This window comes from Nocardia sp. NPDC058244, assembly GCF_042882065.1.
Classification (GTDB): Bacteria; Actinomycetota; Actinomycetes; order Mycobacteriales; family Mycobacteriaceae; genus Nocardia.
In genome coordinates, this window is sequence record NZ_JBHVWX010000002.1 from 132,784 (window position 1) to 146,383 (window position 13,600).

Below are 13,600 nucleotides of genomic sequence, written 5' to 3' on the forward strand. Positions count from 1 at the left end.
CGGCGGGCCGCTATGCGGTCGACATCCTGATGATTCACGCACGGGTGGATCGCTGTGCGAGTCCCCGCGCTCGGACCTACGGTGCCGCCAGGGCGAATCCTTGTGATTCCCGACACGCTCATCCGGCGTCAGCTGTCGTCTGGATGGGGCGGGAGACCCGGACAGACGGGGCGGTATTCCAGATCGGGGGAAATCCACTCCGACCACTGGTGACGACTCATGTCGGCCGCGAGCTTGTCGCACAGCCGACCGGCCCATGTGCTCGGCCCCGGCCAGACCCACGCGCCTGCCTCGTTGGTCAATTCCTGGTGGATCGTGCGAACGGTCGAGTTGTCCGCGCTGATCCAGACAGCCTCGATCCAGCCCGGTGATCCCTGCAACGGCACCCCGACTACGTGACCGTCGGCCAGGTCCCAGAAGCGCAGCGTCTGGTCGCGGGAACCGGAGACGATGTACCGGCTGTCGGCGCTGATCGTCACGCTTCGCACCATCTCGGTATGCCCCTCCATCGGCGGCCCGACCTGCTCTCCGGTCCGCACGTCCCACCGCCGCAGGGTCGTTTCCTCACCGGTGACGAACCGGGAGCCGTCAGGTGCCATCGCCACCGCCCAGATCCCCTGTGCGCGGATCTCCTTGACCAGATCGCCGGTGCGGACGTCCCACAACCGCACCGAGTCGCCGCTGTGGGTGAGCAGACGCGTTCCGGCGGGGTCGAAGACTAGGTTTCTGATATCGGCGCCGTGGCCGGTCATCGGCTCACCGATCGGAGTGCCGGACTCGGCGTTCCACAGCTGTGCGGTGTTGCCGGCGGCGACAGCGACCAAGCGACCATCCGCACTGAGCTCGACCATGTCGGCCTCCGACGGTCCGGCGATCGGGCCACCGATGGGCGACGCGGCTTCGGCGTCCCATAGTTGCACGACGTTTCCGGTGCTGAGCGTGGCGAGGCGGGTACCGCGGGCGTCGAATTCCAGCGAACGCACAGGCTCACCGAATCCAGTCAGCGGACCGCCTACTTGGTTGCCGGTCTCGGCGTCGTAGAAGGTGACGGTCTTATCCGGTCCGGCGACGGCTACGCGGCGGCCGTCCCGGGTGATCGCCGCACCGGCATCGGAGCCGTCGGGGTAGTCGACCAAGGCGGTGCTGCGGCCGGTCTGCGAATCCACCAACCAGACCGACGCATTCTCGTTGTCCTGCTTCACGAGTCGCCTGCCCTCCCGATCGGAGGTCAGCACTGGGCCGTAGCCGGGCTTCGCGGATCCTTGGTCCGACGGCCATGGTGCGCCGAGCGAACCGGCGCGGTCGACGTTCCAGACGCGCATCGTTCCGTCCCAGGATGTGGAGGCGAGTTGTCGGCCGTCGCGGGCGAACGCGACACCCAACACCCATCCCGTGTGTCCCGTCAGTGTCTCCGCCGAGCTACCGGTACCGGTGTTCCACAGTCGGATCGTGGTGTCGGTTGCCGCGGAGGCCAGTTCGGTGCTGTCCGGGCTGAAGGCGACCGAGGTGATCTGCCCTTCGTGCCCGACCAGCGGATCGCCGATCAGCCGGCCCGAATCGGCGTCCCAGAGCAGCAGTGCCGCACCGAGGTCGGGCGCCAGTTCGGCCGCTTTCGCCGAGCCGCTGCTTCCGGATGCGATCAGCCGACCGTCAGGACTCCACCCAACGCTGCTCACCGGGCGGGTATGCCGACGCAGCACCTGCGGCGGCTCCGTGGGGGATTCGACGTTCCAGATACGCACGGTGGTGTCTTGGCCGCCGGACACCATGCGCCGCCCGTCCGGGCTGAATGCCACCGCGGACGCCTCACCGTCGTGGCCGGTGAACACCTCCGCGCGACCGCTGTCCAGGTCCCACCACCGAATCACGCCGTCTGCGCCACACGCCGCCACCGACCGGCCGTCCGGTGCGAACACGACGCCGTTGACGACGCCCTGGAATCCGACGAGTGGCGGCCCCGCCGCCTTGCCCGACTCCACATCCCATATCTGGACCGCACCGTCCATGGTGGTGCCCGCTATCCGACGACCGTCCGGGCTGAAAACCGGACGTAGCGCGACCGGCTGCGGTTCGAAGGTTCGGTCGATTCGACTTCCCGTCCGCACGTCCCAGAGCCGCATCTCGACTCCACCGGTGAGGATTCGATCGCCGGCCGGACCGAACGCGACGCCGATGGTCGGCTTGGCTGTCCGAAAGGACTCACCCATCGCGGGTTGATCCTGGAGAAAGGCGTCCGTGCTGAACGGTTTCCCCGTCTGCACGATCTTGTTTACCGCCGCTTCCGCATTCAACGTCCGCAGCAACGCACCCTCGTCGAAGTCGGGTGTGATCTGGCGCGCCGCCAGCGTCTGCTGGATCGCCCGCACGTCGTCGCGCGGACGGGCACCGGCCAGCATCGACTCGGTGTCGGAGACCAAACGCAGCCCGATCGCCTGGTTGCGTTGGCGCACAGCTTCCCGCTGCCGGTCGACGGCGATGACGGCGGCGATGAGCGCGAGCACCGTGAGCAGCACCAGCCCCGCGATGGCGGCGCGGCGCAACCGCCGGAACCGGCGTTGTTCCCGCAGGTCCTCCCCCGCCAGTTCGTATTTCGGCTTGCCGTGGATGGGCGCCGCGAGGTCGGTGAGCTTCTCGCGGAAGAGCGCGGCGCGGGGGTCCCACGGGGCGTCTTCGGTGACGTCGACGTAGAGCGGTTCGGTGGGGAGCGCGCCGGGCTCGGTCAGGACCGGGAGTGCGACGGTCGAACGGTCGGGATCGAAGCGGTGCAGCTCGCGGTCCCATTTCACCTGGCCGCCCGCGACGACGAACAGCAGGTGTTCGGGGCCGCGGGTGCGCAGCCAGTAGGCGATCTCGCGGTCCACCCATTCCGAGGCGGCCGAATGCGGGGACAGCACGACGATGCAGTAGCGGGCCTGGTCCATCGCCTCGGCGACCTTGCCCCACAGGTCGGGGCTGGCGGTCAGGTCGGTGGCGTCGCGGAAGACCCGCAGGGCGTGCAGGCGGCCGACGCGGCGGCCGATGCGGTGCAGGCCGCGTTGGATGCCCGCCGCGATGGCGCGGTCGGCGTGCGAGTAGGACAGGAAGGCGTCGTAGGTGGGCGGTGACGCCTGCTTCGGCGGCGGGTCCGCCGCGATCGTCATCGGCTCGGCCATCGTCCTCACTCCCAACAGGTTGCGCCGTTCCCTCCACCGTCGGCTTCCGCGGTTCCCGGGGCACGCGTAACCGGCTACTCGGGTTCGACCACGAGGCCCGGATGACCAACGTCACGTGGCGACGCGCCAGACGCAGACGCCGCCGAAACCCCCGATTCCGCCATCTCGGTCCCCTACCCTGAGCCCGACCCGGGCACTACCGGGCCCCATTCGACACAGGCGGAGCCGATGACTTCCTTCGATGATTTGCTCTCCCAGGTACCGATCGCCCAGATCGCCGACCAGCTCGGCGTCGACCAGGCGACCGCGACCAACGCCGTCCAGGCCGCGCTCCCGACGCTGCTCGGCGGACTGCAGGCCAACGCGGCCGAACCGCAGGGCGCCGCGTCGCTGCTCGGCGCGCTCGACAACCACGGCGGTCTCGTCGAGGGCGAGGGCGCCGTCGATCTGCAGCAGGTGGACGTGGCCGACGGCGAGAAGATCGTCGACAACGTCTTCGGCGACGAGAAGAACACCGTCATCAGCGCTCTCGGTGGCACCGGCGGGACCGGCGGCAACGACCTGATCGGCAAGCTGCTGCCGATCCTGGCGCCGATCGTGCTCGCCTATGTCGCCAAACAGCTGACCGGCGGTGGCGGTGCGGCCGCGCCGGCACCGGCACCGCAGCCGCAGGCGTCCGGCGGCGGTCTCGGCGATCTGCTGGGCGGGCTGATCGGCGGCAGCACCAGCAGCGGCGGCCTCGGCGGCGTGATCGGCGAGGCGCTGGCGAAGAACGCGGGCGGCGGACTTGGCAGCATTCTGGGCGGCCTGCTCGGTGGCAAGCGCTGAGAGGTTCCCCACCGGGGGCTAACACCGCGCGGCCCGCAGCGATAGTCCCTACGCTGCGGGCCGAACACCTAGACTCGTCAGCACGACGAGACGGCGTCGGCCGAGGTTGTGGCGTTGATCAAACTCGGCAGTATTCCGCTCAGTTGCGTTTCGCATCACACCTACGGTGCCGTAAGGTATGGCCGCATCGCGACGTTCGACCGTAAGCACGACAGCGAAGGGTTTTTTACATGGCAAGGGATCTGACTCAACTCGAACTGCTCACAGAGTTGGAGCCGGTTGCCGAAGAGAACGTCAATCGGCACCTGTCGCTGGCCAAGGAATGGCATCCCCACGACTACGTCCCGTGGGATGAGGGCCGCAACTTCGCCGCCATGGGCGGCATCGACTGGGATCCGGAGCAGTCCAAGCTCAACGAGGTCGCCAAGGCGGCCATGATCACCAACCTGCTCACCGAGGACAACCTGCCGTCCTACCACCGTGAGATCGCCGAGAACTTCTCCCAGGACGGCGCCTGGGGCACCTGGGTCGGTCGCTGGACCGCCGAGGAGAACCGGCACGGCATCGTGATGCGCGACTACCTGGTGGTCACCCGCGGTGTGGACCCGGTCGCTCTCGAGAACGCGCGCATGATCCACATGACCAACGGTTTCGCCTCGCCCACCGAGGTCGACGCCGGCTTCCTGCACTCGGTCGCGTACGTGACCTTCCAGGAGCTGGCCACCCGCGTGAGCCACCGCAACACCGGCAAGGTCTGCGACGACCCGATCGCCGATCGCATGCTGCAGCGCGTCGCCGCCGACGAGAACCTGCACATGATCTTCTACCGCAACCTCTGCGGCGCGGCCCTCGACCTGAGCCCCGACCAGGCGATCGAGGCCATCTCCCTGATCGTGGAGAACTTCCAGATGCCCGGCGCGGGCATGCCGAACTTCCGGCGCAACGGCGTGCTGATGGCCAAGCACGGCATCTACGACCTGCGTCAGCACCTCGAAGAGGTCGTCCAGCCGGTGCTCAAGAAGTGGAACATCTTCGAGCGGACCGACTTCACCGCCCGCGGTGAGGCCACCCGTGAGCGCCTGGCCGACTTCCTCGACAAGCTGGGCGCCGACGTGCTCAAGTTCGAGGAGCAGCGCGACAAGATGCTGGCCCGCGAGGCCAAGAAGCTCGAGCTGGCGCGCGTCTAGCCGACAACCACACAGCGCCGCCCCCCGGATCCGGAGGGCGGCGCTGTTGTCGTCGGTGGGGCTACTTGGTCGGCAGGGCGCCGTCGGTGCTGCCGACGTCGGTGATCTTCCAGTCCTTGCCCGCGTCGACGGTGATGTTGTAGGTGACGGTGTTGCGCAGGCCGTCGGGGTTCTGGGCGTTGGTTGTGCTCACGTCGACGAACGCGGCCACCTTGTAGACGTCGCCCTCGTGCGACATCACCTTCGCGGTGATCGGCGTCGCGCTGGAGGTCCACTTGAGCGGGATGATGATCTGCTCCAGCTTGTCGCCGGTCGCCTCGAACTTGCCGGACAGCTCCGGCGAGGTGCCCGCCTTCAGCTTGGCCACCCAGGCGTCGACGTCCTGATAGTTCAGCGTCGCCGAGCCGACGGCGTAGTCGAGGGCGATCTGCTCGGCCTTCGCGTCGTCGGCGGCCTGCGCCTTCAGGTCGGACAGCTCGGAGCGCGCCGAGCCGAGCAGCACGCCGAGCACGATCGCGATGATCGCGAGGACGGCGATGACAGCGCCGCCGATCAGCGACGAGATCTGCACGGCGACCGTCCCCTTGTCCGGCTGCGCTGGGGCGGCGGGCTTGGTCAGGTCGGTGGCGTCGTCAGCGGGTTCGGCCATGGGGTGGTTTCTCCGATTACGTGGGGACAGCGCACCGCCCGAGGCGACGGTGCCGGCAGACACAGGTTACTGAGCCGTAGCGCGCGCGGCGATCGGCCACGGCCGAATGCTGTCGTGTTGCTCACACGCGCGGGCGCTCCGGCGCGGTCATGATGCTGTAACCACGCGAAACAGGTAGTACGCGATATCGATCACACCGCGCGTGTCCGGTCGGCGACACGCCCCGCGCACCGGTCGGCAACGGCCGCGCGGCGGCCCTGTGATCGGTCGCACCAGGGCTTTTTGTGGTCGCGACCTCGGGTGATGAGACAATGGCCGACGTGACTACCACGATGCCCCAGGTGACGACGCCGCTGCGGATCGGGCCCTACCCGGTCGATCCGCCGGTCGTGCTCGCCCCGATGGCGGGCATCACCAACCGCGCGTTCCGCACCCTGTGCCGCGAATTCGGCAGCGCGACCTCGATCTACGTCTGCGAGATGATCACCGCACGCGCGGTGGTCGAGCGCAACGAGAAGACGCTGCACATGATGTCGTTCGACGCCGACGAGAACCCGCGCTCGATGCAGCTCTACGGTGTCGATCCGAAGACGCTCGGCGAGGCGGTGCGGATCATCGTCGGCGAGGGCTGGGCCGACCACATCGACCTCAATCTGGGCTGCCCGGTCCGCAAGGTGACCAGGCTCGGCGGCGGCTCGGCGCTGCCGTACAAGCGCAGGCTGTTCGCCAACATCGTCCGGGAGATGGTCGCGGCGGCCGAACCCGCCGGCGTCCCGGTGACGTTCAAGTTCCGCGTCGGCATCGACGACGACCACCACACCTACCTCGACACCGGCCGCATCGCCGAGGCCGAGGGCGCGGCCGCCGTCGCGCTGCACGCCCGCACCGCGGCCCAGCTGTACTCCGGCGCGGCCGACTGGTCGGCCATCGCGCGGCTCAAGGAAACCGTCACCACCATCCCGGTGCTCGGCAACGGCGACATCTTCTCCGCCGACGACGCCCTGCGGATGATGCGCGAGACCGGCTGCGACGGTGTCGTCGTCGGCCGCGGCTGCCTCGGCCGCCCGTGGCTGTTCGCCGAACTCAGCGCCGCGCTGCGCGGCGAGCCGATCCCCGACGGGCCGACGCTCGGCCGCGTCGGCGAGATCCTGATCCGGCACGCGACCCTGCTCACCGCGCACGACGGCGAGGACAAGGCGATGCGCGACATCCGCAAGCACATGGCCTGGTACCTGATGGGCTTCCCGGTCGGCTCGCAGCTGCGCCGCAGCTTCGCCACCGTCTCCCGGCTCGCTCAGCTCGAGGACCTCGTCGCCCAGCTCGACCCCGCGGTCCCCTTCCCCACCGACGCCCTCGGCCCCCGCGGCCGCCAGGGCTCGCCGCAGACCAAGGTCGCCCTCCCCGACGGCTGGCTCGACGACCCCGAGGACGACACCGTCCCCGCCGCCGCCGACGTGATGCACAGCGGCGGCTGATTTCCGCCTGCCCGACCTTCCGCCTTCCGCGCCGGTCAGAGCGTCGCAACGAGATCGTCAGCGAATCTGTTGTGCACAGGAGTGGCCACTCGTGGCGGAATCGTTATCATTGCGGACATCGTTCGGCTGCGGTTCGAAGCGGAGCCGGGCGATGACGCGCATGCTGCGGCAGATAGAGAAGTGAGGTTCGTTGGTGGGTGACGATCGGCGTGGGCGAACGCCCCGGCCCGGAAGTCGCGCCCCCTGGGAGCGCTATCCGACGGCCGAACCCACCGAGCAGCCGGAGACGGGCGCGCGACGTTCCCGGCACGCGGACGCGGCACAGGACCCCGCGGCGGCGGCCCCGCTGACGGTGCAGGACCTCGTCGACCGGGTCGACAGCGAACGGACCCGGCGCGGCAGGCGCAACGGCGCCGCCGAGGCCGAGGGATCGCGGGCGGGCCGCCGGGCCCGCGAGCAGGCGCCCCGGCCCACCCAGCGCCCCGACCTATCCCCGCGCGTCGAGAGCTCGCCCGTCGTCGACGACATCGCGGGCACTCCGCATCGCGCCGAATCCCCCGCCGACCGCACCGCCACCACCGCGCTGCCCGCCCAGGCCCCCGAGGCGGGCCGGCCGCCGCGCAAGCCGACCCCGCCCCGCCGGACCCACGATCCGATCGGCGACCCGGCCACCGACATCCTCCCCGCGGTCACCGCCGAGCCGCCGCAGCGCGCCCGCCCGGTCAAGACCGCCGCGGGTGGCGCGCCACCGCGCCGCCCCTCCGCCGACGGCCGCCGCGGCAAGCAGGCGCGGATGGCGGGCCGGGGCGCCCTCATCTTCTTCGCGGTGCTGACGCTGGTCGTCACCGGCGGTGGCTGGAGCTATCTGCGCGCCACCAACAACAGCTTCAACCAGGTCTCGGCGCTCGACGGCGCCACCGAGGACGTGCTCGACGGCGACATGCAGCTCGGTGACGAGAACTACCTGATCGTCGGCACCGACACCAGGGCGGGCGTCAACGCCCAGCTGGGCGCGGGGACCACCGACGACGCCGAAGGCGCGCGCGCCGATACGGTCATGCTGGTTCACATCCCGAAGAACCGTTCGCGCGTCGTCGTCGTCTCCTTCCCCCGCGACCTCGACGTCACCCGGCCGCAGTGCGCGGGCTGGGACAACGAGAAGGCCGCCTACACCGACCAGAAGTTCCCCCCGTTCATGGGCGACAAGCTCAATGCCGTCTACGCGATCGGCGGCCCCCGCTGCCTGGTCGACGTGGTGCGCAAGATGTCGGGTCTGAGCATCGGCCACTTCATCGGCATCGACTTCGCCGGATTCCAGGCGATGGTCGACCAGGTCGACGGCGTCGAGGTCTGCTCCACCAAGCCGATCATCGACAGCGTGCTCGGCACGGTCCTCGAGACCTCGGGCAAGCAGCGCATCAACGGTGAGACCGCGCTCAACTATGTGCGCGCACGCCACGTCGTTGGTGAGGAGCGCAGCGATTACGACCGGATCCACCGGCAACAGCAGTTCCTGGCCGCCCTGCTCCGCGGTGCGTTGTCGAGCAAGGTCCTGCTCGACCCGGGCAAGCTGCAGGGGTTCGTCGATGCCTTCCGGCAGCACACGTTCGTCGACGGCGTCGGTACCCAGGACCTGATGCTGCTCGGCCGATCGCTGCAGAAGGTCAATGCCGGCGCGGTGACGTTCATTACCGCACCGACCGCCGGGACCACGACCTACGGGAACGAGATTCCGCGCGAGTCCGATATCAAGGCGATCTTCCGCGCGATCATCGACGACCAGCCGCTGCCAGGAGAACAGACCGCCCCGCCGGTCACGAGCTCGGTGGAGGCACCGCCGACGCAGGCGCCCAAGGTGCATGCCGTCAGTCCGGGTTCGGTGTCGGTCCGGGTATCCAACGGAACCGGCCGCACCGGCGTCGCACAGCAGGCCGCCAACAAGCTCAGCACGATGGGTTTCGGCATCTACAGCGTCGGGAACTACCCCGACGGCAGCGAGTCGACGGTGGTGCACTACTCGATGGGCAACGAGGCCGCGGCCGCGACTGTGGCCAGTTCGATCCCCGGCGCGGTCATCGAACGCGACGACAGCCTGGACGGGATCGTCGAAGTCATCCTGGGTTCGAGCTTCGCCGGACAGGTCCGCACCCCCACCGCGGTCGGTACCGAAATCCCCAACGTGGAGACCGGCAAAGCGATCGCGGCCGCACCGGTGGCCCTCCCGTCCGACCTCGAGCACATGAACGCGGCCGACACCAGCTGCGACTGAGCCCCACGCAGCCATCCGCCACCACCCGAGCCGTGGCACTTTGTGATGTAGATCACAACGCGGAACCGTACGACCTTCCCTCGCGTCCAAATGTGTAGATCGACCGAACACCATTGGCACGGAAGGGAATTGGGCCTTCCGGCTCAATCGATCCGTGCCGTCTACCGTGGGGAGAAGTAGATGAAGAAGACGATGTCGGCCGCCCTTGTTATCGGAGCTGCCGCGGTGGGGATCACGATGTTCCCAGCAGTCGCGGCCGCAGTCGAAGCGGACGGACTCTACGCGTCCTCGGATGAATGCTGGGCCGCGATCCGGGCCATGACCCAGAACGGCACCTACGACGCCCCGCCGTTCACGTACTACTGCGCGCAAACGGCGAGTGGACACTGGATCATCACCCGCTAGTTCGGACGGCGGCAGGTCGGCGGGCGGCTCAGCGGTAGCAACCCCGCTGAGCTGGCACGACACTGCCACACGGCATTCACCCACCGTTGGGTGACAGCGCCGGGGGTACCCACTAGGGTCTGCAATCATGCGTGTCATCTACAACGAGCAAATGGCCGATCTCGCCAACCTCCTGGGTGAGATGGCCGGTCTCGCTGGCCAGGCGATGGAACAGGCCACCCAGTCCCTGCTGCAGGCCGACCTCGCCCTGGCCGAGCAGGTCATCGGTGAGCAGGACCGGATCTCGGTGATGATCACCGAGGCCGAGGAGAAGGCCTTCGCCCTGCTCGCGCTGCAGGCCCCCGTCGCGGGCGACCTGCGCCAGGTGGTGAGCGCCATTCAGATCGTCGGCGACGTCAACCGGATGGGCGCGCTGGCCCTGCACGTCGCCAAGGTGACCCGGCGCCGCCACCCCAACCACGCGCTACCCGAGTCGGTCAACGGCTACTTCGCCGAGATGGGCCGGATCGCGGTGAACATGGGCGCGGGCGCCAAGGAGGTGCTCGAGACCCGCGACCCCGAGCGCGCCGCCCAGCTCAACCAGGACGACGAGGCGATGGACGACCTCCACCGCCACCTGTTCACCCTGCTGATGGACCGCGAGTGGAAGTACGGCGTCGCCTCGGCCGTCGACGTCACCCTGCTCGGCCGCTACTACGAGCGCTTCGCCGACCACGCCGTCGAGATCGGCCGCCGCGTCATCTTCCTGGTGACCGGCGTGCTCCCCGGCGACGAGGACCTCGAAAGCTAGGACACGGCAACGAGAAAGCCCCCGCACTCCGATCGGAGGCGGGGGCTTTCTCGTGGTTGGTGTCTACCCGAAGCGGCCGGAGATGTAGTCCTCCGTGGCGCGCTGGGTGGGGTTGGAGAAGATCTTCTCGGTGTCGTCGATCTCGATCAGCTTGCCGGGCTTGCCCTGCGCCTCGAGGTTGAAGAAACCGGTCTGGTCACTCACGCGCGCGGCCTGCTGCATGTTGTGGGTGACGATGACGATGGTGAATTCCTTCTTCAGCTCGGTGATCAGGTCCTCGATCGCCAGGGTGGAGATCGGGTCCAGCGCCGAACAGGGCTCGTCCATCAGCAGCACGTCGGGCGAGACCGCGATCGCGCGGGCGATGCACAGACGCTGCTGCTGACCACCGGAGAGGCCGCCGCCTGGCTTGTCCAGCCGGTCCTTGACCTCGTTCCAGAGGTTGGCGCCGCGCAGCGAGCGCTCGGCGACCTCGTCGAGTTCCTTCTTGTTGCGCACGCCCTGCAGCTTCAGGCCCGCCACCACGTTGTCGCGAATGGACATGGTGGGGAACGGGTTCGGCCGCTGGAACACCATGCCGATGGTGCGGCGCACGCCGACCGGGTCGATGGTGGCGCCGTAGATGTCCTCGCCGTCGAGCAGCACCGCGCCCTCGACGCGGGCGTTCGGGGTCACCTCGTGCATCCGGTTCAGCGAACGCAGCACGGTGGACTTGCCACAACCGGAGGGACCGATGAAGGCGGTGACGCTGCGGGGCAGCACGGTCAGCTCCACGTTGGACACCGCGTGGAAGGCGCCGTAGTAGATGTTGAGATCTTTGACGTCGATCCGCTTGGCCATCTGAGTTATCCGTTCGCTTCTATCGGTTCCGGGTGAGCCACTTGTTGACACCGGCGGCGGCCAGGTACAGCGCCGCGATCATCAGGATGAGCGTGAGCGCCGCACCCCAGACACGTTCGCGACCGGCGGCCTCCGGGTTGGCCAGCTCTTGGTAGATCAGCAGCGGCAACGAGGCCATGTTGCCGTCGAAGATGTTCTGGTTGATCGACTTGCTGTAGCCGACCAGCACGAGCACCGGCGCGGTCTCACCCATGACGCGGGCCAACGACAGCAGGATGCCGCTGATCATGCCGGGCAGCGCGGTCGGGATGACGATCCGCACGATCGTCTTCCACTTCGGCACGCCGAGTGCGTAGGACGCCTCGCGGAGCTCGTCGGGCACCAGCTTGAGCATTTCCTCGGTGCTGCGCACAACCACCGGCAGCATCAGCAACACCAGCGCCAGCGAAACGGCAAAGGAGCTCTGCGGCATGCCGAAGGTGGCGATCCACAACGCGAAGATGAACAGCGCGGCCACGATCGAGGGGACACCGGCGAGGATGTCGACCATGAAAGTGGTGACCCGGGCAAGTCGGCCACGGCCGTATTCGACCAGGTAGATGGCCGCCATGACGCCGAGCGGCACCGCGATCAACGACGCGACGGCGGACTGGACGATCGTGCCGTAGATCGCGTGGTATACGCCACCGCCAGTCTGATCGGGCAGGATGCCCTTCTGGGAGTTGAGCCACCAGTCCGAGCTGACGATCGCGGACAGACCATTGCTGATGACCAGCCACAGGATCCAGCCGAGCGGAATCAGCGCGATGGCGAAACACGCCGTGATCAGGCCTGCGGCGATATTGTTGCGGATTCGGCGGCTCGGGCTGACATGCCGGAAGGTCGGTGCCTTGACCGGCTTGTCCAGCGTCGATGTAGTGGTCATCAGCCGTTCACCTTTCCACCGGCGGCCAGGCGAGCGAGCGCGTTGACGATGAAGGTCAATGCGAACAAGACGAAGCCGGCGGCAATGTACGCACCGGTCGGGAGCGGCGCACTGAACTCCGAGGCCGCCGAGGCGATCTTGGAAGCGAAGGTGTAGCCGCCGTCGAACAGCGACCACTCGCCGGGCACCGTCGCGGTGCGCAGGACGATGAGCACGGCGATGGTCTCGCCGAGCGCGCGACCGAGACCGAGCATCGATCCGGCGATCACGCCGGACCGGCCATACGGCAGCACGGTCATCCGCACCACTTCCCACTTGGTGGCGCCGAGGGCCTGGGCGGCCTCGACGTGGGCGCGGGGCGTGAGCGCGAACACCTCGCGCGAGACCGAGGTGATGATGGGCAGGATCATCACAGCGAGCACGATGCCCGCCGTGAAGATCGTGCCGCCGCTGTTGATCGAGACACCGCCCTCGGTATGCGAGAACAGGAAGAACCAGCCCAGGTTGCGGTTCAGGAATTCCTGAATCGGCCCGATCTGCGGCGCCAGCACCAGAACACCCCAGAGACCGAACACGATGGAGGGAACCGCGGCAAGCAGGTCGACCACCATCGAGAACGGCTTGGACAGCCGGGCAGGCGCGTATTGGGTCAGGAAGAGCGCTACGCCGATACCGATCGGCACCGCGATGATCAGCGCGAAGATCGAGCTCAGCACCGTCACCATGAACAGATCGCGGATGCCGAACCGCAGGTGGTTGGCGTCGTTGGTGGCGAACTCGGTGCTGGTGAAGAAGTTGACCTCGTCGGCCCTGACCGACGGCACCGCGCGGATCAGCAGGAACAGCGCGATCAGCGCGATAGCCGCGACGATGGTCGCACCAGCTGCGGTGGCCAGCCACCGGAAGATCGTCTCGGCGTTCAGACGGCCTACGCGACCCGACTCAGGGGCCTTGTCGATTTTCGGTTCGGTCGGCATATTCGCAGTATCTCCGGCCGCCCGTGGGCTCGTCGAAATAGTCGGTCCCCCGGCGGTCACCTCAGGGGGCCAGGTGATGGCCAGGAAACCAGTATCATATACA

11 protein-coding genes are annotated in these 13,600 nt (G+C 68.2%); 6 read left to right on the forward strand and 5 right to left on the reverse strand.

The genetic code is table 11. The features are described 5' to 3' along the window. Positions 1–128 precede the first annotated feature (128 nt). Positions 129–3,152: a TIR domain-containing protein gene (locus tag ACFVW6_RS06765; protein WP_378825402.1), complete on the reverse strand. Its 3,024-nt coding sequence runs from the start codon at positions 3,150–3,152 to the stop codon at positions 129–131. A gap of 228 nt (positions 3,153–3,380) precedes the next feature. On the opposite strand from ACFVW6_RS06765, the gene ACFVW6_RS06770 reads away from it, so the two are divergent. Together ACFVW6_RS06770 and ACFVW6_RS06775 are read left to right on the forward strand one after the other, a co-directional pair. Further along, positions 3,381–3,980, forward strand: a complete 600-nt coding sequence (locus ACFVW6_RS06770) for a DUF937 domain-containing protein (protein WP_218717536.1) — start codon at positions 3,381–3,383, stop codon at positions 3,978–3,980. A gap of 230 nt (positions 3,981–4,210) precedes the next feature. After that, on the forward strand, positions 4,211–5,167 hold the full coding sequence (locus ACFVW6_RS06775; RefSeq protein WP_355271012.1) for an acyl-ACP desaturase: 957 nt from the start codon (positions 4,211–4,213) through the stop codon (positions 5,165–5,167). A 61-nt stretch (positions 5,168–5,228) separates the two neighbouring features. On the opposite strand, the gene ACFVW6_RS06780 is transcribed toward ACFVW6_RS06775, so the two are convergent. Beyond that, positions 5,229–5,816 carry a hypothetical protein gene (locus ACFVW6_RS06780; protein ID WP_378825399.1) on the reverse strand — a complete coding sequence of 196 codons (588 nt, stop codon included), beginning with the start codon at positions 5,814–5,816 and terminating at the stop codon, positions 5,229–5,231. A 311-nt stretch (positions 5,817–6,127) separates the two neighbouring features. Between ACFVW6_RS06780 and dusB the strand changes: the two genes are divergently transcribed. From dusB to phoU, 4 genes are all read left to right on the forward strand, one after another. After that, positions 6,128–7,291: a tRNA dihydrouridine synthase DusB gene (dusB, locus tag ACFVW6_RS06785; RefSeq protein WP_378825397.1), complete on the forward strand. Its 1,164-nt coding sequence runs from the start codon at positions 6,128–6,130 to the stop codon at positions 7,289–7,291. Between the two features lie 193 nt (positions 7,292–7,484). After that, a complete protein-coding gene (locus tag ACFVW6_RS06790) occupies positions 7,485–9,560 on the forward strand; it encodes an LCP family protein (protein WP_378825394.1) in 2,076 nt (691 codons plus the stop codon). Between the two features lie 180 nt (positions 9,561–9,740). Further along, positions 9,741–9,965, forward strand: a complete 225-nt coding sequence (locus ACFVW6_RS06795; protein ID WP_355271008.1) for a hypothetical protein — start codon at positions 9,741–9,743, stop codon at positions 9,963–9,965. A gap of 127 nt (positions 9,966–10,092) precedes the next feature. Continuing rightward, entirely contained in the window at positions 10,093–10,755 is a 663-nt protein-coding gene (gene phoU / locus ACFVW6_RS06800) for a phosphate signaling complex protein PhoU (protein ID WP_355271007.1), read from the forward strand. A gap of 63 nt (positions 10,756–10,818) precedes the next feature. On the opposite strand, the gene pstB is transcribed toward phoU, so the two are convergent. The 3 genes from pstB to pstC are packed head-to-tail and all read right to left on the reverse strand — an operon-like array spanning position 10,819 to position 13,497. Beyond that, entirely contained in the window at positions 10,819–11,595 is a 777-nt protein-coding gene (pstB, locus tag ACFVW6_RS06805; protein ID WP_378825391.1) for a phosphate ABC transporter ATP-binding protein PstB, read from the reverse strand. Between the two features lie 19 nt (positions 11,596–11,614). Continuing rightward, positions 11,615–12,520, reverse strand: a complete 906-nt coding sequence (gene pstA / locus ACFVW6_RS06810; RefSeq protein ID WP_378825389.1) for a phosphate ABC transporter permease PstA — start codon at positions 12,518–12,520, stop codon at positions 11,615–11,617. After that, positions 12,520–13,497, reverse strand: a complete 978-nt coding sequence (gene pstC, locus ACFVW6_RS06815) for a phosphate ABC transporter permease subunit PstC (RefSeq protein WP_378825387.1) — start codon at positions 13,495–13,497, stop codon at positions 12,520–12,522. The genes pstA and pstC overlap by 1 nt, the downstream gene beginning before the upstream one ends. Positions 13,498–13,600: the final 103 nt, after the last annotated feature.

Excerpts from the sequence above, each read along its gene's own strand:
- pstC (WP_378825387.1), bottom strand. The coding sequence starts at position 13,497 with ATGCCGACCGAACCGAAAATCGACAAGGCCCCTGAGTCGGGTCGCGTA.
- ACFVW6_RS06765 (WP_378825402.1), bottom strand. The coding sequence starts at position 3,152 with ATGGCCGAGCCGATGACGATCGCGGCGGACCCGCCGCCGAAGCAGGCG.
- phoU (WP_355271007.1), top strand. The coding sequence starts at position 10,093 with ATGCGTGTCATCTACAACGAGCAAATGGCCGATCTCGCCAACCTCCTG.
- pstA (WP_378825389.1), bottom strand. The coding sequence starts at position 12,520 with ATGACCACTACATCGACGCTGGACAAGCCGGTCAAGGCACCGACCTTC.
- ACFVW6_RS06775 (WP_355271012.1), top strand. The coding sequence starts at position 4,211 with ATGGCAAGGGATCTGACTCAACTCGAACTGCTCACAGAGTTGGAGCCG.
- dusB (WP_378825397.1), top strand. The coding sequence starts at position 6,128 with ATGGCCGACGTGACTACCACGATGCCCCAGGTGACGACGCCGCTGCGG.
- ACFVW6_RS06780 (WP_378825399.1), bottom strand. The coding sequence starts at position 5,816 with ATGGCCGAACCCGCTGACGACGCCACCGACCTGACCAAGCCCGCCGCC.
- ACFVW6_RS06770 (WP_218717536.1), top strand. The coding sequence starts at position 3,381 with ATGACTTCCTTCGATGATTTGCTCTCCCAGGTACCGATCGCCCAGATC.
- ACFVW6_RS06795 (WP_355271008.1), top strand. The coding sequence starts at position 9,741 with ATGAAGAAGACGATGTCGGCCGCCCTTGTTATCGGAGCTGCCGCGGTG.
- pstB (WP_378825391.1), bottom strand. The coding sequence starts at position 11,595 with ATGGCCAAGCGGATCGACGTCAAAGATCTCAACATCTACTACGGCGCC.